20 protein-coding genes are annotated in these 21,731 nt (G+C 66.7%); 10 read left to right on the forward strand and 10 right to left on the reverse strand.

Features of this window, described 5'->3' with window-relative positions; all coding sequences use genetic code 11:
• The first annotated feature begins 38 nt into the window (after nucleotides 1-38).
• The 3 genes from ACN675_RS07610 (at nucleotide 39) to ACN675_RS07620 (ending at nucleotide 2,964) form a co-directional block, all read left to right on the forward strand.
• Entirely contained in the window at nucleotides 39-1,220 is a 1,182-nt protein-coding gene (locus tag ACN675_RS07610; RefSeq protein WP_420750269.1) for an amidohydrolase family protein, read from the forward strand.
• Complete coding sequence (locus tag ACN675_RS07615; RefSeq protein ID WP_420750270.1) at nucleotides 1,217-2,644, forward strand: FadD3 family acyl-CoA ligase; 1,428 nt, start codon at nucleotides 1,217-1,219, stop codon at nucleotides 2,642-2,644. Before ACN675_RS07610 ends, ACN675_RS07615 begins: the two co-directional genes overlap by 4 nt.
• An 89-nt stretch (nucleotides 2,645-2,733) precedes the next feature.
• Nucleotides 2,734-2,964 (forward strand): DUF3263 domain-containing protein, encoded by a 231-nt coding sequence (locus ACN675_RS07620; RefSeq protein WP_420750271.1) that lies wholly within the window; start codon nucleotides 2,734-2,736, stop codon nucleotides 2,962-2,964.
• Between the two features lie 66 nt (nucleotides 2,965-3,030).
• Here ACN675_RS07620 and ACN675_RS07625 read toward each other — a convergent pair whose 3' ends face one another.
• The 10 genes from ACN675_RS07625 to ACN675_RS07670 all read right to left on the reverse strand — a co-directional run bounded on the left by ACN675_RS07625 (nucleotide 3,031) and on the right by ACN675_RS07670 (nucleotide 14,776).
• Nucleotides 3,031-3,849 carry a mycofactocin-coupled SDR family oxidoreductase gene (locus ACN675_RS07625; protein WP_420750272.1) on the reverse strand — a complete coding sequence of 273 codons (819 nt, stop codon included), beginning with the start codon at nucleotides 3,847-3,849 and terminating at the stop codon, nucleotides 3,031-3,033.
• On the reverse strand, nucleotides 3,846-4,865 hold the full coding sequence (locus tag ACN675_RS07630) for an ABC transporter ATP-binding protein (protein WP_420750273.1): 1,020 nt from the start codon (nucleotides 4,863-4,865) through the stop codon (nucleotides 3,846-3,848). Before ACN675_RS07630 ends, ACN675_RS07625 begins: the two co-directional genes overlap by 4 nt.
• Nucleotide 4,866: 1 nt before the next feature.
• Entirely contained in the window at nucleotides 4,867-5,868 is a 1,002-nt protein-coding gene (locus ACN675_RS07635; RefSeq protein WP_420750274.1) for an ABC transporter ATP-binding protein, read from the reverse strand.
• 26 nt (nucleotides 5,869-5,894) lie between these two features.
• Nucleotides 5,895-7,466 carry an ABC transporter substrate-binding protein gene (locus ACN675_RS07640; protein ID WP_420750275.1) on the reverse strand — a complete coding sequence of 524 codons (1,572 nt, stop codon included), beginning with the start codon at nucleotides 7,464-7,466 and terminating at the stop codon, nucleotides 5,895-5,897.
• Between the two features lie 69 nt (nucleotides 7,467-7,535).
• Nucleotides 7,536-8,441 carry an ABC transporter permease gene (locus tag ACN675_RS07645; protein WP_420750276.1) on the reverse strand — a complete coding sequence of 302 codons (906 nt, stop codon included), beginning with the start codon at nucleotides 8,439-8,441 and terminating at the stop codon, nucleotides 7,536-7,538.
• Entirely contained in the window at nucleotides 8,438-9,391 is a 954-nt protein-coding gene (locus tag ACN675_RS07650) for an ABC transporter permease (RefSeq protein ID WP_420750277.1), read from the reverse strand. The genes ACN675_RS07645 and ACN675_RS07650 overlap by 4 nt, the downstream gene beginning before the upstream one ends.
• 283 nt (nucleotides 9,392-9,674) lie before the next feature.
• Nucleotides 9,675-10,832: a thiolase C-terminal domain-containing protein gene (locus ACN675_RS07655; protein WP_420750278.1), complete on the reverse strand. Its 1,158-nt coding sequence runs from the start codon at nucleotides 10,830-10,832 to the stop codon at nucleotides 9,675-9,677.
• Nucleotides 10,829-12,004 carry an OB-fold domain-containing protein gene (locus ACN675_RS07660; protein ID WP_420750279.1) on the reverse strand — a complete coding sequence of 392 codons (1,176 nt, stop codon included), beginning with the start codon at nucleotides 12,002-12,004 and terminating at the stop codon, nucleotides 10,829-10,831. Before ACN675_RS07660 ends, ACN675_RS07655 begins: the two co-directional genes overlap by 4 nt.
• 88 nt (nucleotides 12,005-12,092) lie before the next feature.
• Complete coding sequence (locus tag ACN675_RS07665) at nucleotides 12,093-13,298, reverse strand: CaiB/BaiF CoA transferase family protein (protein ID WP_420750280.1); 1,206 nt, start codon at nucleotides 13,296-13,298, stop codon at nucleotides 12,093-12,095.
• Nucleotides 13,295-14,776, reverse strand: coding sequence for an aldehyde dehydrogenase family protein (locus ACN675_RS07670; RefSeq protein WP_420750281.1), 1,482 nt, complete (start codon nucleotides 14,774-14,776; stop codon nucleotides 13,295-13,297). Before ACN675_RS07670 ends, ACN675_RS07665 begins: the two co-directional genes overlap by 4 nt.
• A gap of 197 nt (nucleotides 14,777-14,973) precedes the next feature.
• Here ACN675_RS07670 and ACN675_RS07675 point away from each other — a divergent pair, with 197 nt between their 5' ends.
• From ACN675_RS07675 to ACN675_RS07705, 7 genes are all read left to right on the forward strand, one after another.
• Complete coding sequence (locus ACN675_RS07675; protein WP_420750282.1) at nucleotides 14,974-15,783, forward strand: TauD/TfdA dioxygenase family protein; 810 nt, start codon at nucleotides 14,974-14,976, stop codon at nucleotides 15,781-15,783.
• Complete coding sequence (locus ACN675_RS07680; protein ID WP_420750283.1) at nucleotides 15,780-16,508, forward strand: SDR family NAD(P)-dependent oxidoreductase; 729 nt, start codon at nucleotides 15,780-15,782, stop codon at nucleotides 16,506-16,508. The genes ACN675_RS07675 and ACN675_RS07680 overlap by 4 nt, the downstream gene beginning before the upstream one ends.
• A gap of 52 nt (nucleotides 16,509-16,560) precedes the next feature.
• Entirely contained in the window at nucleotides 16,561-17,421 is an 861-nt protein-coding gene (locus ACN675_RS07685; RefSeq protein WP_420750284.1) for a mycofactocin-coupled SDR family oxidoreductase, read from the forward strand.
• A 91-nt stretch (nucleotides 17,422-17,512) separates the two neighbouring features.
• Nucleotides 17,513-17,704 carry a ferredoxin gene (locus ACN675_RS07690; RefSeq protein ID WP_197257563.1) on the forward strand — a complete coding sequence of 64 codons (192 nt, stop codon included), beginning with the start codon at nucleotides 17,513-17,515 and terminating at the stop codon, nucleotides 17,702-17,704.
• A 53-nt stretch (nucleotides 17,705-17,757) separates the two neighbouring features.
• Nucleotides 17,758-19,125, forward strand: a complete 1,368-nt coding sequence (locus ACN675_RS07695) for a cytochrome P450 (RefSeq protein WP_420750285.1) — start codon at nucleotides 17,758-17,760, stop codon at nucleotides 19,123-19,125.
• The gene (locus ACN675_RS07700) at nucleotides 19,118-20,821 is read left to right on the forward strand and encodes a thiolase C-terminal domain-containing protein (protein WP_420750286.1); all 1,704 of its coding nucleotides are present in this window, start codon (nucleotides 19,118-19,120) and stop codon (nucleotides 20,819-20,821) included. Before ACN675_RS07695 ends, ACN675_RS07700 begins: the two co-directional genes overlap by 8 nt.
• Complete coding sequence (locus ACN675_RS07705) at nucleotides 20,818-21,714, forward strand: alpha/beta fold hydrolase (protein ID WP_420750287.1); 897 nt, start codon at nucleotides 20,818-20,820, stop codon at nucleotides 21,712-21,714. The genes ACN675_RS07700 and ACN675_RS07705 overlap by 4 nt, the downstream gene beginning before the upstream one ends.
• Nucleotides 21,715-21,731 lie beyond the last annotated feature (17 nt).

Below are 21,731 nucleotides of genomic sequence, written 5' to 3' on the forward strand. Positions count from 1 at the left end.
TGAGAATAGGATTCTCATACAAAGAAAGGGAGGATTCCATGGCACGGAAAGAGCTGCCGTATCAGTTGTTCGACGCGGACAACCACCTGTACGAAACCGAGGAGGCCCTGACCAAGTTCCTCCCGGACAAGTACAAGGACACGATCAAGTACGTGCAGGTCGACGGCCGCACGAAGATCGCGATCCGCGGCCAGATCAGCGAGTACATCCCCAACCCCACCTTCGAGGTGGTCGCGCGACCGGGCGCGATGGAGGACTACTTCAAGAACGGCAATCCCGAGGGCAAGAGCAAGCGGGAGATCTTCGGCAAGTCGATGAAGTCGATCCCGGCGTTCCGCGAGCCGGCGGCGCGCCTGGAGCTGATGGACGAGCTCCAGATCGAGCGCACCCTGATGTTCCCGACGCTCGCGAGCCTCGTCGAGGAGCGCATGCGTGACGATCCGGACCTGATCCACGCGGTCGTGCACTCGCTGAACCAGTGGCTGTACGAGACCTGGGGATTCAACTACAAGGACCGCATCTTCACCGTTCCGGTCATCAGCCTCCCGATCGTCGAGAAGGCGATCGAGGAGCTCGAATGGTGTGTCGAGCGCGGCGCCAAGGCCATCCTGGTCCGTCCGGCGCCGGTCCCCGGTTTCCGTGGCCCCCGGTCGTTCGCCCTGCCCGAGTTCGACCCGTTCTGGAAGCGCGTCGTCGAGCTCGACGTCCTCGTCACCCAGCACTCCTCGGACAGCGGCTACGCCCGCTACAACCAGGAATGGGACGGCACGGGCGCCGAGATGCTCCCGTTCGTGACGAACGCGTTCCGCATGGTCAGCGAGTGGCGCCCGATCCAGGATGCCGTCGCGTCCTGGGTGTGCCACGGCGCGCTGTTCCGATTCCCGGAGCTGAAGATCGCGGTCATCGAGAACGGCGCCTCCTGGCTCCCGCACGTGCTGGAAACCCTCCGGGACGTCTACAAGAAGGCCCCCGAGGGCTTCGGCATGCAGGATCCGGTCGAGGCGATCAAGCGCAGCATCCACGTCAGCCCGTTCTGGGAAGAGGACTTCAGCAAGCTCACCGCCCTCATCGGAGCCGAGCGCGTGCTGTTCGGTTCGGACTACCCGCACCCGGAGGGCCTGGCCGAGCCGACGACGTACATCGACCACATCCAGCATCTGCCCTTCGAGGACCAGAAGCTGGTCATGGGCGGCAACCTCGCGAGGCTGCTCGGGGTATGACCTTCAGGACCATCCCCGAGATGGTCCTGAGCGTCGGCGACCGCTTCGGTGATGCCGAAGCGGTCGTCGACGGGGACCTCCGGATCACCTTCACCGAACTCGTCGACCGGGTGCGGCGTGCCGCCGGAGCGCTCGCCTCCATCGGTATCGACAAGGGCGACCGCGTCGCGATCTGGGCCCCGAACTCCGCGGAATGGATCGTCGCGGCATTCGGAATCCTTACTGCAGGAGGCATTCTCGTACCGGTCAACACTCGGTACAAGACGCAGGAAGCCGACGACATCATCCGTCGCAGCGGCGCGAAGGCGGTCCTGGTCCAACGGGGGTTCCTCGGCCTGGACTTCCAGGCTCCGGAGGACATCCCCGTGATCGATCTGAAGTCCGGGTTCCTTTCCGGCGGAGCACCGTACGAATGCGCGGTCGACGGCGAGGACATCGCGGACATCATGTACACGTCCGGCACCACCGGACGACCCAAGGGTGTGATGATGAACCACGCCCAGACGCTCCGGATGTTCTCGGAGTGGTGCGATCTGGCCGACCTGCGCGAAGGCGACCGGTATCTGATCGTCAACCCGTTCTTCCACATGTTCGGGTACAAAGCAGGTTTGATCGCATCCATGATCCGGGGCGCAACCGTTCTGCCGGTGCCGGTCCTCGACATCGACGAGGTACTGGCACTGGTGGAACGGGAGAAGGTCACCATGCTCCCCGGTCCCCCCACGCTCTACCAGTCGCTGCTGTCCGCGCCGAGCGGACACGACCTGTCGTCCCTGCGCGCCGCGGTGACCGGAGCCGCCGACATCCCCGTCGAACTGATCCGGCGGATCCGCGACGAACTGCCCTTCGAAACGATCATGACGGGATACGGACTCAGCGAAGGCGGTACCGCGACGGCGTCGCGCCGCGGTGACAGCTTCGAGCAGATCGCGACGACCGTCGGCCTGCCCTGCGACGGCATCGCGGTGCGCATCGCCGAGGACGGCGAGGTGCTCATGCGCGGATACAACGTCATGCAGGGCTATTTCGAGGACCCTCCCGCCACCGCCGAGGCGATCGATGCGGACGGCTGGCTGCACACCGGCGACCTCGGGAAGATCGACGACACCGGCAGGCTCCGCATCATCGGCCGCAAGAAGGACATGTTCATCGTCGGCGGATTCAATGCCTACCCCGCCGAGATCGAAGGTTTCCTGCTCACCCATCCGGCCGTCGACCAGGTGGCGGTCATCGGCGTTCCGGACGACCGTCTGGGGCAGGTGGGCAAGGCCTTCGTGGTATCGAAAAAGACTGTGGCAGCGGAAGATCTGATCTCCTGGAGCCGTGAGCACATGGCCGGATTCAAGGTTCCGAGATTCGTCGAGTTCCTCGACGCGCTTCCCCTCAACGCCACCGGCAAGGTGATGAAGGACCAACTGCGCTGACGCGCGACCGCTGCATACGTCGGCCCGGGTGCTGCGACACCGCTCCCGCATCCACCGAACCCTTGACCCCGCGAAGGAGGGACCCCAATATGACCGACGAAACCGCGATTCTCGCGTTCGCCACGAAATGGCGCCACTGGGACGGAGGCCCCGACGAGGACATCTTCGTCGAGTTCGGGGTCAGCCCCACCGTCTTCTTCCACCGGCTGCGGGCGATCCTGACCAGCCCGCGCTGGAGCCGGCTCTCACCACCTCTTGCACATCAACTCCTCGAGATCTGCGACAACCGGTTGCGCGGCCCCGAAACCCGCGCGAGCTGACCCTGCCGGCCGGCCCCCGTATCGTCGCGGGAGCCGGCCGCAGAGGTCCGGGCACCGATCGGTCGGTCAGTACTCCGTCACGCCCGCGTCGGGCGCGAGCTCGTGCGCGGTGATGTACTTCGACTCGTCGGACGCGAGGAACAGCACGGTGTCCGCGACGTCCTCGGGCTGCACGATGTCGATCGGCATCATGTTGATCATCATGGCGCCGAGCCGGGTGTTGCCTTCCAGCGCACGCGAGATCTGCCCGCCGAGGGCCCCGTCGTTCACCATCGGCGTGTTGACCCCCGTGGGATGCACGCTGTTGACCCGGATGTGGTGCTGGGCGAGCTCGGCGGCGAACGCCTTGGCCATCCCCCGCACCGCGAACTTGCTCGTGGTGTACGGAATCGCGAACGGCTGCACCTTGATTCCCGCGGCCGAGCTGATCAGGACGATAGACCCGCCACCGGCTTCGACGAGGTGCGGTGCACCGGCCATGACCGTGTTCCACACTCCCGTGACGTTGGTGCCGATCGTGTCCTCGAAGATCTGCGGGGTCATTTCGTTCCACGGTGCGGCCGAGCAGATGGCCGCATTCGCGACGACCACGTCCAGACGGCCCAATTCACGGACGGCATCGTCGACGATCCCGCGCAGGGCATCCAGGTCCCGCACATCCACGATCGCGGACACGACGCGACGTCCCGTTTTCTCCACCAGCCGGACCGTCTCCTCGAGATCCTCGGGGGTCGCCGGTGCGTAGGCGACGTCACCGACTCTGCCGCACACGTCCACGACGACGACGTCGGCACCTTCCTGCGCCAACCGGAGCGCATACGCGCGGCCCTGCCCCCGCGCCGCGCCGGTGATCAACGCGACCTTGCCCGCTACCCGTCCGCTCATGCGACCGACACCTTCTCCTTCGAATTCGCCTCGGTCCCGCCGAGGGGGAAATGACATGCGACGAACCGACCGGACCGTACCTCCCGCATCTCGGGTTCCTCGTCGGCGCACCGGTCCTGCGCGACCGGGCACCGGGTGCGGAACCGGCATCCGGCGGGCGGGGCCAACGGCGACGGCACGTCCCCTTCCAACGCCGGCCCGGCGAACGCCTTCTCCGGGTCGGTCGACGGCACCGAGTCGAGCAGCGCCCGGGTGTACGGGTGAGCCGGGTTGTCGTACACCTCGACGGAATCCCCGAACTCGCACACCTTCCCGAGATACATGACCATCACATTGTCGCTGACCGTGCGGACGACGCCGAGGTCGTGGGCGATGAACACGACGGTCAGATCGAACTCCGCCTTGAGTTCCTCGATCAGATTCAGGATCTGCGCCTGCACGGACACATCCAGCGCGGAAACCGGTTCGTCGCAGACCAGCAGGCGCGGATTCAGCGCGAGCGCGCGGGCGATCGCGACGCGCTGCGCCTGCCCGCCGGACAACTGCCGCGGCAGCATGCCGGCGAAGCGGTCGCTCCCGAGCCCCACCTGGTCGAGCACCGACGCCGACGTCGCGGCCCGCTCGACCTTGGGGACACCCGCGACCGCGAGCCCTTCCACGACGATGTCCCCGACGCTGCGCCGCGGATTCAGCGACGCCACCGGGTCCTGGAAGATCATCTGCATGTCGCGTCGCAGCGCACGCATCTGCTTCTCGCCGGCCTCCTCGATCCAGTCGTCACCGAACCGGATCCGTCCGGCCGTCAGCCGGTCCAGACGCAGCACGGCCCGGCCGGTGGTGGACTTGCCGCAGCCGGATTCGCCCACGATGCCGAGGGTTTCACCCGGCAGCACGTCGAAGCTGATCTTCGAGACGGCCTGAACCGTTCCCGATCCGGTGGGGTATTCGACGACGAGATCCTGCACGCTGAGCAGCGCCTGCTCGCCACGCAGGTGCGCGGAACCGCTACCGGCCATGTCATCGACCTCCCGAAAGTGCCGGTGCCGCGGCGGCAACCGGGTTCAGACACGCAACGAGATGATCCGCTCCCACGGATTCGAGATCCGGGCCGGTGAGGGCGCACTCGTCGAGGCGGTGTGCACACCGAGGTGCGAATCGGCATCCCTCCGGCGGCGCGGTGGGGTCGGGCAACGCGCCGTCGATCACCTGCAGCGGTGCATGCCGGGTGTGGTCGATGGTCGGCGTCGCTCCCAGCAACGCGTGCGTGTACCGATGCCGGGGCGCCTCGAACACCTCACGCGTGGAACCGACTTCGGCGAGCCGGCCGGCGTACATCACCGAGACACGGTCGGTGCGGCCCGCCACCACCGCCAGGTCGTGGCTGATGAGCATCATCGACATTCCGCGTTCGCGTTGCACGCGGCGCAGGAGATCGAGGATCTGCCGCTGAACGGTCACGTCCAGCGCGGTGGTCGGTTCGTCCGCGATGAGCAGGTCCGGTTCGCACGCGAGCGCGATCGCGATCATCACGCGTTGCCGCATACCGCCGGACATCTCGTGCGGATAGTTGCGCAGCCGCCGCTCGGGGTCGGGCACCCCGACCTCCTTCAGGAGGTCGAGGGCCCGGCCGCGAGCCTCCGAACGGCCGACTCCCAGATGCTTGCGCATGCCTTCGGTGAGTTGGCGCTCGATCCGCACCACCGGATTGAGCGAACGCCCCGGATCCTGGAAGACCATCGAGATCTGCTTGCCCCAGACCTCGCGCCTCTCCCTCCTGCTCAACGCGAGCAGGTCACGGCCCTGGAAGGTCACCGCGCCGGACCGCCCGGACCGCGGAGGCATCAGACCCATGATGGCTCGTGCCATCACGGACTTGCCGGAACCGGACTCACCGACGATCCCCAGTGCCTGCCCGGCGTCCAGGTCCAAGGACACGTTGTCGACGGCCCGGACGATCCCGCGGGGTGTGCCGATGTAGGCACGGAGATTTCTGACCTCGAGTAGCGGCTGAGTGCTCATGGTGAGCCGGCCCTTCCTGCCGTCGGCTACTTGTTGATCCACAGCTCTTCGGGCAGAGGCGATCCGAGCGTGTAGAGCTCCACGCCGTGAACGTTCTTGCCGATCGAGACCGCGGGAACGGCGCGGTAGTACCAGATGCCCGGGTTGAGCTCGGCGATACGCTTCTGCACGACCTCGTACGCCGCAGCACGGTCCTCGCCGGTGGTGGCCTGGCGGCCGGCGTCGAGTGCGTCGCTCAGTTCCTTGTCGTCGATCCCGGTGAAGTTACCGGTCGACGCGGAGTGGAATGCCGTCCACAGGCCGAAGTCCGGATCCTGGACGATCGCCGAGGTGATCACCATGTCGAAGTCGCGGGCGCCCGCCCGCGCGGTCGCGGCCGCGAAGTCGACGACCTCGACATTCATCTCGACGTTGTCGTATGCGCTGAGCTGGGCTTGGAGCGCCTCGCCGAGCGTGCGGCTTTCGGTCGTCGGGTACGACATGAACGTGAACTTGACCGGCTTACCCTCGGCGGCAAGTTCGTCGAAGAGCTTCTGCGCGGCGTCCTTGTCGTAGTCGTCGAGGGAGATGTCCGCGAAGTACGGCGATCCCTCCTCGAACAGTGTCCGCGGAATCTCACCGGCGTCGTTGTAGACGGCTGTGTTGATCGCATCGAGATCCACCGCCATCGACACCGCTCGGCGGGCACGTACGTCGTCGAACGGAGCTCGACGGGCGTTCATCCCGAGCATCTGTCCGCCCCCGGTGGGGACGACCTCGTACGCGAATCCCGCGCCTTCGACCGTGTTCAGGCTCGTCCAGTTGGTTTCCATGGCGAGATCCGCGCCACCGGTGGTGATGCTGTTGGCTCGCTGGTTGGTGTCCACGACCGTGCGGATGACCAGGCCGTCGAGATACGGTTTCGGCGCATCCCAGTAGCCCGGATTACGCTTCAGTTCGACCGCGTCCTGGCGGGTCCACTTCACGAGCGTGAACGGTCCTGCGCCGATCGGATTCTCGTCGAAAGCGGCCTGGCCCTTCTCGAGAGCAGCCGGAGACGCGATCCAGTTGAGTGCACCGGCGATGATCGCCTGCGCGAAATGCGGGTTGGGTGAAGCCATCACGACCCGGAGTGTGACAGGATCGACGACCTGGGTCTCCGCGATCTGCACCGCCTGCCGGATCGTCGTGGATCCCAGTGACGGATCCTTGAGCCGATCCCAGTTGAACTTCACGGCGGTCGAGTCGAGCGGCGTGCCGTCGCTGAACTTCAGGTCCGGACGCAGTTTCAGAGTGAACGACACTCCACCGTCGGTGGTCGAGAACTCGGTCGCCATCTTGTAACCGATCTCGGTGGTTTCGACGTCGTTGACCATCAGCGCGCCGTACAGCGCGTTGCCGAGCACGGGCTGGTGCGCCCAGGTGTTCGACAGCGCGGCCGGGTCGAGGGAGCGAGGTTCGCCCGTCTGCAGGATGCGCGCGACACCACCGGAGACGGGATCGCCGGCGTCGGCCGATCCGTCACCACCTGCCGATCCGCCTCCGCCGCAGGCGGTGAGGACGAGTGCCGCGATGCCGATCGCGGCGGCGAACCTGGGTATGCGTGTGTTTCTGAACAATTCGGAACCTCTCCGGGGGGGACGGACGACGGGTGGAACGGGGCGTGGATGGGGGGACCATCCCGCACGTCAGTCGTGCAGTGTTCGGTCGTACTTGGTCCGCAGGTGATCACCGACCTGGTTCAGGGCGAAGACGGTGAAGAAGATGACCAGTGCGGGGACGAAAACCAGATGTGGGTAGGTCGCGATCGCGTCCTTGCCGTCGCTGATCATCCCGCCCCAACTCGGCTGCGGCGGAGGGATTCCCAGGCCGAGGAAACTCAGCGATCCCTCAGCCACGATGAGCGCGGCCATGATGATGGGCAGGAACGCGGCCAGAGGCGCGAGAACGTTCGGCAGAATCTCCTTGAACAGGATCCTTCCGTGCCCTGCACCCATGTTCCGTGCAGCACGGATGAATTCCCGCGACGACCATGCCATGGTGTTCGCCCGGGAGAGCCTGATGAAGGAGGGGATCACCATCAGGGTGAGCCCGAGCAGCATCGTCGGGACGCTCGGCGTCAGGATCGATGCCAGGGCAAGCAGCAGGATCAACGGCGGGAAGGCGAGCATCGCGTCGGCCACGAGCGTGACGACGGAGTCGAGACGCCTGCCGAAGTAGCCGGCGAGCAGACCGGTCAGCGAACCGACCAGAAATCCGATGAGACCGGCAACCGCACCGATCACCAACGAGACACGGGCACCGTAGACGATTCTCGACAACATCGACCGCCCGAGAGTGTCGGTTCCCAGCAGCAGATCCAGGGAACCGAGTTGGGGTGTCGTGCGCGGCTTTCCGACCGGTGTCGCGTACGACGCCAGCGGGAGCAGGTCCGCGAACACGGCCGCCGCGATCAACACGACCAGCCATGCGATCGAGAGGTACACCAGGATCGATCGTTTCTTCCGGGGTGCCGGGACGACCGGTCTCGAATCGTCGGCGCTCGCCTCCTTACGGGTATCGGTGATCGCGACCTCGATCGCCGTCTGGCTCATGCTGCCGCCACCTTCCTGACCCGCGGGTCGATCACTTGGTAGCTGAGGTCCACGAAGGTGTTGATGCACACGTAGACCACAGCGATGAACACGACGATTCCCTGGACCATGATCACGTCGCGAGAGGTGATCGACGATGCGACGAGCTGACCCAGACCCGGTAACCCGAACAGTGTTTCGACGATGACGGTGCCTCCGATGAGGCGGCCGAGGTTGATTCCGGCGAGGGTGATCAAGGAAAACGACGACGGTCTCAGCGCGTGCCGGAACATGACGTATCTCGACGAGAGCCCCTTCGCACGGGCGGCAGCGACGAAGTCCTCACGCAGGGTGCCGACGAGGTCGGTGCGCAGCAGGCGATGGAATGCGGCGATCTCCGTCAGGGCGATCGCGATCGCCGGCAGGAAAGCGCTGCGCAGGTTCTCACCCAGTCCCTCGCTGATCCTCGACCATCCCATCACCGGGAAGATCTGCAGCTTGATGGCCAGGAAGTAGATGAGCACCGGGCCGGCGATGAAGGCCGGGACGGACAGGAACACCGCGGACAGCGCATTCGTCGAACGATCCAGCGCGCTTCCCGGACGGGATGCGGAGGCGATTCCCATGCCGATCGCGACGATCAGCGCGATCGTCAGCCCCATGACCGCGAGTTGGAGGGTCACCGGCAGTCGTTCGCCGATCGCCTCGCTCACGGATTGTCCGGTGAGCGGCGATGTTCCGAGTTCTCCCTGGACGGCGTTGCCGAGCCAGGTCGTGTACTGCGACCAGAACGGCGCGTCCAGGCCCAGTTCGGCGTTCATGGCCGCGACGGCTTCCGGGGTGGCGTTCTCCCCCAGAATCACCTGGGCGACCGAGCCGGGGGCCAGGCCGAGCAGCGCCACCACCGCGATCGTCACCAACAGGATGACGAGGATGCTGCGACCGATTCGGTTCACGACAGTGAGAATCATCCAACTCGACTTTCATCGGGGGATCGGATGTCGAAGTCGCCCGTGTGCACGAACGAGCAAGAGCTACAAGAAATTACGACGGCTCAGTTCACATCGACGAAGCGATTGTGACCTACGCAATATATGCGACTGCGGGGGTTGTGACAAGAACCTGACTCGCGAGTCTTGTTTTTCGTCGAAAAGCCCAGTTCCACAGAAAATTCGGACATGACGACGCCCGCGTCGCGTGGTGCGACGCGGGCGTCGGCGCTGCGTGCAGACCTGTGCAGCGGTGGACGGAACGTCAGGAAGCGGATCCCTCGAGGATCGTCACCGCCGACACGGCCGTCGGTCCACCGATGTTGTGTGCCAAACCGATTCGAGCGCCGTCGACCTGGTTGACGGCGTTGCCGCGCAACTGCTCGAACAGCTCGACACACTGGGCGACACCGGTGGCACCCGGCGGATGCCCCTTGGAGATCATGCCGCCACTGGGATTCACCGGGAGCGTTCCACCGATGGCGGTGGCCCCGGATTCGATCAACTTGTAGGCCTCGAACCGGTTCGCGAAGCCGAGATCCTCGTAGCTGATCAGTTCGATGCCGGTGAAGAAGTCGTGAACCTCCGCGACATCGACGTCGGAGGGCGTCAGGCCGGCCATCGCGAACGCCTGCTTCGCAGCCCGCACAGTCGCCGGGAAGCTCGTCATGTCCTTCTTGTGCTGGTGCATCACCGAATCCAGCCCGATGCCGACACCGCGGACCCACACCGGGCGATCGGTGTAGCGGTCCACGACGTCCTCGGCGGCGAGTACCAGAGCGGCGGCACCGTCGCTCTGCGGCGCACAATCGTAGACACCGAACGGCGTCACCACGGTCTGCGCGTTCAGCGCTTCCTCGACGGTGATCTCGAAGCGCCGGAACGCCTTCGGATTGTTCAGTCCGTTCAGATGGTTCTTCACCGCGACCATGGCCATGTGCTCGCGCGTCGCCGGGGACTCGTGCAGGTAGCGTCGCACGTGCAGCGCGAAACCGGCCTGCGCGAGACCGAGCGGGTAGTCCCACGCCATGTCACGCGTGAGAGCCTCCCATTCCCAGATCATGTCCTTCGACGCCGTCTCGCGGACCTTGTCGGCACCCATCACCAGCGCCACGTCGAACGCTCCGGAGGCGATCCCGAACAAGGCATTGCGGATGGCGTCATGTCCCGTGGCACACGAGTTCTCGACGCGCGTCACCGGAATTTCCGGGAGACCGAGGGTGTCGGCGAGGATCCCGGCGGGGAACCCGTCGGTGGTCCCCATCGCACCGAACCACGCGGCCTGCAGGTCCGAGGTGCGGATGCCCTTGTCGACCGTGGCCGCGCATTCGGCGTACGCCATCGGCAGCAACTCGCGGATGCCCAGGGAGAAATGTTCGGCGAAGGGCGTCATTCCCGCACCGACGATCGCGACTTTCCTCATGACGCCTCACTTTCGGGATGGAACGCGTAGCCGTAGTCCGGAACCCCGGACCGCACCGCGACGCGGCGCAGCACCATGCGACCGCGATCACCGATGTCGACGGTGCCCGGCTCCACACCGGTCACCTTGACCAGTGCCCGCACGTCGACGTCGTCGAGCTCGACGAGAACGAGCGAGTACGGGGTGTCCAGACCGGGGACCGGAACACGGACGGTGACCTCGGTGTAGACGCTCCCGGTTCGCGGCAAGGACACGAACTCGTAACTGCTGCCGAGTGTTCCGTCATCCCCCACGCGATATCTCGGCGGGAAGTCCAGGTCGTCGGAGCCAGGATGGCGGCCCGCTTCCCAGCGGACCTTGGCTTCGAACGCCCGCTCGTATGCCGCGAGCGAGATCGGGATGTCCGGGCCGGGCACGTGAACCGGCGCGGTCCGCTCCCGCACCGGCGGTTCGTGTCGACGGATCTCGGTGACGCCGTCGGCGACGGTGATCGCCGACAGGCTCGCCTGCTCCACTCCCACCAGTGGACCTTTCGTCTCCGATTCGGCCATCGCCGCGAGCGCGAACAACGGCGAACTCGCACCCGTGGTGGGCAGTTCCACCGGTGGGGCGGCGCACAGGTCCGCCGCGTACCGGGGCTCGACGCCGGCGACGGTCACCGGGTCGTCCACCCACGAGGAAGCGAGGGACGCGAGGAAGCCGCGCTGTTTGACCAGGCGCGGATCCCCGTAGTCGTGCACCATTCCGTTCTCGGTGCGGGTGCGGACCGGGAGGCTGCGCGAGACGCGCGCCGCGGTGCGCACCTGCAAGCCCTGATCCGCGGTGAGCGCCGCCGCCGCCCCGGCGGGAGCGAGATCCACACCGATCACCAGGGTCCGCGGGCGCGCGGAACCGAGCGCGTCGAGTGTTGCCGGTGCACCGCCGAGGCGTTCGGTGACCTCGATCTCCGGATCGAGTCCGAGGCCCGCGAGCAGCACCGCGGCGTTGCTGCTCTCGAGCAGTGGCAGGTCCCGGCTGACCAGGACCACGTACTGAACCGAACCCGTCTCGGCCACGGCGGCGCGGCCCGCTTCGACAGCGAGTGTGATCGCGTCCTCGTCGTCACCGGGCACGCGGGCCCCGGGTGATCCCCAGCACGGCAGGTAGGTACCTATCGAAGCGATGTATGGCATGAGATTCTCCGGTGTTCTGTGGCGGTCGCAGTCCTAGGGCGTGTCTCCCGATCCTTCTCGCGCCGAAATGGGGATCGGGAGACATGCCCTACGTGACTGCGCCCGCCGTCTTCAGCGCGATGATGCGGTCCCAATCGAGACCGAGTTCGAGCAGCACCTCCTCGGTCTGCGCAGCGAATTCCGGTGCGGGACCGGTCGCCGGTGCGGTGACATCGAACTGGACCGGGTTGGCGACCAGTTCGAGTTCGCCTGCCTTGACGATGTATTCGTTGGCGCGGATCTGCGCGTCGTCGGAGACCTGGAGCGAGTCCTGCACCGGCGCCCACGGGCCGGCGAGGGTCGCGAACCGCTCGGTCCACTCGGCGAGGGTCCGCTGCCCGATGACCTCGCGCAGAATTGCCACCGCCTCTTCCGTATTGGTGGCGATCTGCTGGGCATCGGCGAACCGCGGATCGTCGATGAGGTCGGGCCGGTCGATGTGACGGCACACGTCCGCCCAGAACTTGCCGGGCTGGAGCATCACGAACGACAGATACCGGTTGTCCGACGTCGCGTACAGGCCCGACAGCGGATTCGTCGGTGCGCCATGGGCTCCCGGGACGGGGGCGACCATGTGCTCGTCGAGGTGCAGCGACAGTGCGACGCCGTGCCCCATCGCCCAGAGACCGCTGCCGAGCAGCGACACGTCCACCACCGACGTCTCCCCGGTGCGTTCGCGCTTGAAGAGTGCAGCCGCGATACCGCCGGCGAGGTTGGTGCCGGAGATGGTGTCGCCGAACGCCGGTCCGGGCGGAGCGATCATGCCCTCGACCCCGGGCGGGGTGATGGTCGCGGCGATGCCGCCGCGCGCCCAGAACGCCGTCATGTCGTAGCCGCCCCGGTCGGATTCGACGCCGCGCGGACCGAGCGCGCTACCCCGCGCGTAGACGATCGACGGGTTGACGGCGCGGATGTCGTCGACGTCGATCCCGAACTTGGTGCGGGCCTGCGGCAGGAAGCTGGTCAGGAACACGTCCGAGCGGCGGGCCAGTTCGAGCAGGACCTCCCGGCCCTCCTCGCTGCCCATGTCGAGACCGATGCTGCGCTTGCCGCGGTTGGCGTGTTCGACGTTCGGGTTCGGATCACCCTCGACCCGCATCCTCCCGACCTGGCGCAGTCCGCGCTGCGGGTCGCCGGTGACCGAGTGCTCGACCTTGACGACGTCGGCGCCCCACTCGGCGAGCACGGCGCCCGCCGACGGGACGAAGCCGTACATCGCGACCTCGAGGACGCGGACTCCTTCGAGGGGCTTCACTTGACGACCGCCGCGAAGGACTTGATCTGCTGGAATTCGTGCAGGCCGGCGACGCCCATCTCGCGGCCGATGCCGGACTGCTTGTATCCGCCGAACGGCACCTCGGGCGTGAAGTAGTTGCCACCGTTGATGCTGAACGTGCCGGTGCGGATCCGGCGGCCGATCGCGGTGGCGCGCTCCTCGTCGGCGCTGAGCACACCGCCGGACAGGCCGTAGATGGAGTTGTTGGCGATGCGGACGGCATCGTCGTCGTCGTCGAACGGGATGACGGCGAGGACCGGACCGAAGACCTCTTCCTGCGCGATCTCGCTGTCCGGGTCGACGTTCGCGAGCAGCGTCGGCTTGTAGAAGAAGCCGGGGTCGACCTTCTCGCCGCCGGTGACGAGGGTCGCGCCCGCCTCGACGGCCCGCTTGACCATGCCGTCGATCTTCTCGCGCGACTTCTCGTTGATGACCGGACCCATGTAGATCTTCGGGTCGGACGGGTCGCCGAACGGCACATTGCTCATCATCGCGCCGACCGCGGCGACGATCTCGTCGTGCTTCTCGCGCGGCACGAGCAGGCGCGTGGTGAGCGCGCAGCCCTGGCCGGCGTGCGAGCAGATGCTGAACGCCGCGAACTGCGCTGTGGTCGGGATGTCCGCGTCGTCGAGCACGATGAGCGCGGACTTGCCGCCGAGCTCGAGGAAGACGCGCTTGAGGGACTCGGAGGCCGCGGCCATGATCTTGCGGCCGACGACGGTGGAGCCGGTGAAGGTGACGACGTCGACGTCCGGGTGGGTCGTCATGATCTCGCCGGTCGACACCTGGGTGGAGGAGAGAATGTTGACGACGCCGGCGGGGATGTCGGTGTGGTTGGCGATGATCTCGCCGAGCGCCTGCGTGACGAGCGGGGTGTCGGGTGCGCCCTTGAGAACGATCGTGCAGCCGGCGGCGAGTGACGGGGCGAGCTTCGCAAGCGCGAGCTGCGTCGGGTAGTTGTAGGCGACGATCGCGGCGACGACGCCCGCGGCCTCGCGCTCGATCCAGCGGCGGTGCTTCTGCCCGCGGATCTCGACCTCGCCGAGGTCCTCGGTCAGCGGGTACTTGCGGAGGAGGTCCGCGTAGTAGCGGACGATGTTGATCGGGGCGTCGAGCTGGTTGCCGTAGGTGAGCAGGCGCGGTGCGCCGACCTCGGCGATGGTGAGTTCGCGCAGTTCTTCGGCGTTGTCGAGCAGTGCCTGGTGGAGTTGGTCGAGGCACTTGATGCGGAATTCGACGTCGGTGGACCACGTCGTGGTGTCGAAGGCGCGGCGCGCGGCCTCGATGGCGGTTTCAGCCTCGGCGACACCGGCATCCGGCGCGTAGCCGACGAGCTCACCCGTCGCGGGGTTGAACGACGGGAAGGTCTGCTCGGTCGTGACGAGCTGCCCGTCGATGAGCAGGCGCTTGTGCACCTCGGTCCCGGCCTCGGCCTGCACGGTCTCCTGCGTTGACATCCGGTTCTCCTCACTGTGTGGAAATACGATTCTCACTATCGAGAATTCAGTCCCCGTATTGGTGTGAATGTAGCAATCAGAGCCTGGTTCGCATACCCCAAATCGAAGCCTGAATTGTCCTGACCAGCGGCTGATCCGGCCTTGCGGGCAACTCGACGCGGAGAGTATGGTTCTCGAAAACTGGAAGGGAGCTTCTTGTGATCAAGACTACAGCAATCACCCCGGCCCTGGGAGTAGAGGTCAGCGGAGATGTCGACCTCGAGAACCCCGAGGTGATCGGCAAGCTGACCGAAGCGCTGAAGTGGCGCGGAGTGCTGCTGTTCCGCGGCCTGAACCTCGACGACGAAGGTCAGCTCGCCTTCAGCCGCAAGCTCGGTCAGCTCGTCCAGCCGATCCCCGGCGAGGAGATCTTCACGGTGTCGCTCGACCCGGCGAAGTCGCCGTCGGCCGAGTACCTCAAGGGCACCTTCAGCTGGCACATCGACGACACCACCAACGACATCCCGGCCAAGGCCACGGTGCTCAGCTGCCGCCACGTCGCCGCCGTCGGCGGTGGCACCGAGTTCGCGAGCACCTACGCCGCCTACGAGAACCTCTCCGAGGCAGAGCGCAAGCGCTACGACGGACTGCGCGTCGTCCACAGCTTCGAAGCCGCGCAGCGCCTGGTCTACCCGGATCCGACCGAGGACCAGGTCGCCCGTTGGCGGCAGCTCCCCACGCACGAGTCCTCGCTCGTGTGGGAACGCCGCGACGGCCGCCGCTCGCTGGTCATCGGCGCCACCGCCGACCACATCGTCGGCATGGAACCCGACGAGAGCCGCGCGCTCATCGACGAACTGCAGGCGTGGACCACGCAGGAGCGCTTCTGCTACGCCCACGACTGGGAGGTCGGAGACCTGGTCGTGTGGGACAACACCGGCATGCTGCACCGGGCCCTGCCCTACGACCCGTCGTCCGAGCGACTCATGCGCCGCGTGACCATCGTCGGAGACGAGGCGTGGAAGTGACAGCAGGAACAGCTTCCACCGCCCGAACCGCCGTCGTCACCGGCGGCGGTTCGGGAATCGGCGCGGCCATCGCCGAGCGCTTGCGCAACGACGGCCACCGGGTCGCGATCCTGGACATCAATCCGTCCGACGCCAAGTTCTCCTATGTCGCGGACGTGTCCGATCGCGCGTCGGTCGACGCTGCGCTCGACGAGGTCCGAAAGGAACTCGGCCCGATCACGATTCTGGTGAACGCCGCGGGCCGGGAACTGTACAAGCGCTTCCACAACATCGACATCGACACCTGGAACCAGATCGTCGCGGTCAACCTGAACGGTGTCTTCCACTGCGTCCAGGCGGTGCTCCCCGACATGCGCGAGGCGCAGTGGGGCCGCATCGTGAACATCTCGTCGTCGAGTGCGCAGTCCGGGCAGCAGTTCATGACCGCGTACGTCTCGTCCAAATCCGGCGTCAACGGGCTCACCAAGTCGCTCGCCCTCGAATACGGCCCCGACGGAATCACCGTCAACGCCGTCCCACCCGGATTCGTCGATACCCCGATGCTGCGCAACTCCGAAAGCAAGGGCCTGCTCGGCGGAACCATCGAAGAACACATCCAGCGGACCCCGGTACGCCGGGTGGGCCGCCCGGAGGACATCGCCGCGGCATGCGCATTCCTCGTCTCCGAGGAAGCCGGCTACATCACCGGCCAGATCCTCGGCGTCAACGGCGGACGCAACACCTGACCCGACCGTCCGCGAATCTCCCGACAGCGAAAGTTAGCGAAAGGAAACAACAGTGGGGCGTGTAGAAGGCAAGGTCGCGTTCGTCACCGGCGCCGCTCGCGGGCAGGGCCGCAGCCACGCGGTCCGTCTGGCCGAGGAGGGCGCGGACATCATCGCGATCGATCTGTGCGAGGACATCCCGTCGATCGGATACCCGATGGCCACCCCCGAGGACCTCGAGGAGACCGTGCGCCTCGTCGAGAAGCAGGGTCGTCGCATCGTCGCGGTCAAGGCGGACGTGCGTGTGGCCTCCGAGGTCCGTGCCGCTCTCGAGCAGGGTCTCGCCGAGTTCGGCAAGCTGGATGTCGTTGTCGCGCAGGCAGGTGTCGCCGGCATGAAGGGCGAACCACAAACCCAGGCTTGGTCGGATGTGGTCAATACCAATCTCGTCGGCACGATCAACGCCGTGCAGGAAGCGTTGCCGCACCTGAGCGCCGGCGCATCGATCATCGCGACGGGCTCGACCGCGGCCCTGATGGACGTCGCCAAGGTCGACCAGCCGGGCAAGGACCTCGGTGGTGTCGCGTACGTGTACTCGAAGCGTGCGTTGGCACAGTTCATCCACGAACTCGCAACGCATCTGGCGCCCCGCAGCATTCGCGCCAACGTGCTGCACCCGACCAACTGCAACACCGACATGCTGCAGAGCGAGCCGATGTACCGCTCGTTCCGTCCCGACCTCGCACACCCCACCCGCCAGGACGCGGAGCCGGCATTCGGTGTGCAACAGGCCATGCCGATTCCGTACATCGAGCCCCAGGACTCCAGCAACATGGTGCTTTTCCTGGCTTCCGACGAATCACGGTACGTCACCGGCATGCAGATGCGCGTCGACGGAGGCGGCTACCTGAAGTGGTACGACTACCACATCTGATCCCGAATCCCGTCGCTGCTACCGTCCCCGGAGGATTCCGGCGAAAGGGATCCGAACTACCCCGGATACAACGGAAGTCTGGAGGAGAATTTTGAAGGTCCGCGTCGATCCCGACAAGTGCCAGGGCCACACGCTCTGTGCCATGGCCGCACCGGACGTCTTCGAGCTCAGTGAGATCGACGGTCACGCGTCGGTCGCAAACGAAGAGGTGCCCGCCGACCAGGAGGAAGCGGTGAAGGAGGCCGCCCGCTCGTGCCCCGAGCAGGCGATCACCATTTTCTGATCTGCCGTTTCGAACAGCCCCCCAAAGCTCGACGTGCAAGAGAGGACAACGCCGTGAGCGTTGACGACGTCGTCACGGACGACAACCGCAAGGCGAACAGGTTCGATTTCGACCGCCACGCCGCCGACTACCGCGACAACTTCCTGCCGATCACGCAGGAGATGCACGCCAAGTGTCCGATGGCGTGGTCCGAGACCCACGGTGGCCACTGGGTGGCCGCCGGCAGCAAGGAGGTGTTCGCGCTCGCCCGCTCGGCGGACGTGTCCACCGACCACGACATCCACGGAAAACGCCGTGGTTACAAGGGAATCGCGATCCCGACGATGGAACGTGCGTCGGGCGTGCGCGGCGGCATCCTGGAGATGGACGACCCCGAGCACCACGAGTTCCGTGCCCTGCTCAACCCGTACCTGTCCCCCGCCGCGGTCAAGCGATGGACACCGTTCATCGACGAGATCGTGCGGGCCAGCATCGACGAGAAGATCGAGACCGGCCGCATCGACTTCGTCGACGACCTGGCGAACATCGTGCCCGCCGTGCTCACCCTGGCGATGATGGGCATCCCGATCGCCAAGTGGACCATCTACAACGAACCGGTCCACGCCGCGGTGTACACGCCGCCGGACTCGCCTGACGTCCCGCGCATCGCCGAGATGCACCGGACGATGGGCATCGACCTGCTCACGAACCTGTTCGAGATCCGGGAGAATCCCCGCCCGGGCCTGATCAACGAGCTCGCGCAGGCCACCGTGCTCGGCGAAAAGCCCGACGACATGGAGCTGCTCGGCATCCTGAGCCTGCTGATCGGTGGTGGCTTCGACACGACGACGGCGCTGACCGCGCACTCGCTCGAGTGGCTCGCGCACAATCCCGACAAGCGCACGATCCTCAGCGAGGAGCGAGACACGCTGCTCGATTCGGCGACCGAGGAGTTCCTGCGGTACTTCACCCCTGCACCGGGTGACGGCCGGACGTTCTCGGCGGACTGCTCGTTCAACGGCACCGATTTCAAGGAAGGCGAGCGCCTCTGGCTGTCCTGGGCGATGGCCAACCGCGACCCGGAACTGTTCGACGATCCGAACGAGGTCGACCTGGAGCGTCGCGGAAACCGGCACTTCAGTTTCGGTCTCGGCATCCACCGGTGCATCGGCTCGAACATGGCCCGCCAGGTGTTCAAGCGGATGCTCGTCGCCGTGCTCGACCGCATGCCGGATTACAAGTGCGACCCGGCGGAGGCAGTGCACTACGACTCGATCGGCGTCATCCAGGGCATGCGGCACCTGCCGGCCACGTTCACGCCCGGACCGCGCCTCGGCGCGGGTCTCGACGAGACGCTCGAGAAGCTCCAGAAGATCTGCGACGAGCAGCGTCTCGCGGAGCCCATCACGGTGAAGAGGTCGGAGGCTCAGATCGGTGACTGATTCAGCGGTGGTCGACCCCGAGGACACGGAGAAGGGCAAGGCGCCGAAATCGGGCCGTCCCCTTCCCCAGGTGACCGAGCAGAACCGGTTCTTCTGGACCGCCGGTGCGGACGGGATCCTGCGCATCCAGGAATGCGAATCCTGTTCTGCGCTGATCCATCCGCCGCAACCGGTGTGCCGGTACTGCCGCGGTCACCGGATGGGCGTGCGCGAAGTGTCGGGCACTGCCACGCTCGCCGGCTTCACGGTCAACCACCGCTTCGGTCTCCCCGGCCTGCCGCCGCCCTATGTGGTGGCGCAGGTCGCGATCGACGAGGACCCCCGGGTGCGGCTGACGACCAACATCGTCGACTGCGATCCGGAGACCCTCGAACTCGGCCGGCGGATGGAGGTCGTCTTCCAGCAGGACGACGACGTCTGGCTGCCGCTGTTCCGTCCGGCAGCCGAGCAGGTCGCGCCTGCTCGGCTGCCGGCCGACGAGATCGAACCCGAGGACTTCCGCAAGCACGTGCGGCCCATGGCATCTCGCGAGAAGTTCGAGGACCGGGTGGCTCTCACCGGAGTCGGGATGTCCGAGATCGGGCGCCGGCTCATGCGCTCCCCTCTGGACCTGACGATCGAGGCGTGCGAACGCGCCGTCGCCGACGCCGGTCTCACGCTCGACGACATCGACGGGATCGCCAGCTACCCCGGCGCCGGCCAGGTCGGCGGTTTCGGCGAGGGCGGTGTCCTGACCGTCGAGGCCGCACTCGGGCTCAACCCGACCTGGCACAACGGCGGCATCGAAACCTTCGGTCCCGGTGGCTCGGTCATTGCCGCGATGATCGCGGTCTCCAGCGGACTCGCACGGCACGTGCTGTGCTACCGCACCCTGTGGGAAGCGACCCACGGAGAACTGATGAAGCGCGGCGAGATCCGCCCCTCGGGCGGGCGCACCACGAGCTGGATGATGCCGTTCGGTGGCATCTCCGCCGCGCACACCCTCGCCCAGAACGCCCAGCGTCACTTCCATCGCTACGGCACCACCCGCGAGACCCTCGGCTGGATCGCGCTCAACCAGCGCGCCAACGCCGCGCTGAATCCGACGGCGATCTACCGCGATCCGCTGACGATGGACGACTACCTGAACGCGCGTGCCATCACGACCCCGTTCGGCCTGTACGACTGCGACGTTCCGTGCGACGGCTCGGTCGCGGTGATCGTCTCGGCGGTCGACGCGGCCCGCGATCTGGCCAAGCCACCCGTTCTCGTCGAGGCGGTGGGTACCCAGATCATCGAGCGGATCGAATGGGACCAGAGCACCCTCACCCACGAACCGCAGGTGCTCGGCCCCGCCGCCCACCTGTGGTCGCGCACCGACCTGCGGCCCGAGGACGTCGACGTCGCCGAACTCTACGACGGGTTCACGTTCAACTGCCTGTCGTGGATCGAGGCCCTCGGCTTCTGCGGCATCGGCGAGGCCAAGGATTTCCTCGACGGCGGCCACAACATCGCCCGCGACGGCGTGTTGCCGCTGAACACCCACGGCGGTCAGCTCTCGCACGGCCGCACCCACGGCATGGGCCTGATCCACGAGGCCGTCGTGCAGTTGCGCGGTGAAGCCGGAGACCGTCAGGTGGCCGGCGCCCGCGTCGCCGTCGCCGCCACCGGCGGCCTGTCCCCCGGCGGTGCGATGCTCCTGCGGGCGGACTCGTGACGACGATCGAATCCGCACCCGTCGCCCGCGTCGTCGAGATCGACGGTGTCCCGATGTCGGGGCTGCTCGCGGTCGCCGAGCAGCCCCGAGCCGTGGTCGTCGCGCTGCACGGCGGGGCGACGGACTCCGCGTACTTCGACTGCCCGGGCCATCCCGAGCTGTCCCTGCTGCGAACCGGTCCCGCGCGCGGATTCACCGTCCTCGCGGTGGACCGACCCGGGTACGGCGCCTCCCGTCCGCACGTGGACGACTTCACCCGGCCCGAGCAGCGGGTCGACGCCGCCCACGCCGCGATCGACGCGCATCTGGACTCGCTCGATCTCGGTGCCGGGATCTTCCTGTGGGGCCACTCGCTGGGATGCGAACTCACAATGCGCCTGGCCGTCGAGCCACGCGGCAAGGACCTGCTCGGGATCGCACTGGCCGGCACCGGCCGTGAGCATCACGCCGACGCCCGCGGAATCCTCGGCACGGAAGCACAATACGCCGACCCCAAGGGCGTATACGGGCTGATCTGGGCGCACCCCGAGATCTATCCGCCGGAACTGGTCGGCGGCGCGCCGATCGCCTCGCGCACCCCCGCCTACGAGGCGACGGTGACCGCGTCGTGGCCGCACACCGAATTCCCGCAACTCGCCGCGCGGGTCGAGGTCCCGGTGCACTTCACCGCCGCCGAACACGAGCGGGTGTGGCGCGGCGACCCGGAGGCCCTCGACGACATCGCGGCGAGTTTCACCGCCGCGCCCCGGGTCGAGCTGCACACGCAGCCGGACGCCGGGCACAATCTCGCCCTCGGCTACGCGGCCGCGTCGTACCACTCGACCGTGCTGTCGTTCGTGCAGGAATGCATCGACAATCGTGCGGCTGACCGAATATCCGCTACCACAAAATGATTCGACGGTGCCGCACA

Origin of the sequence: Rhodococcus sp. O3 (assembly GCF_048897285.1) — a bacterium.
Lineage (GTDB): Bacteria > Actinomycetota > Actinomycetes > Mycobacteriales > Mycobacteriaceae > Rhodococcus.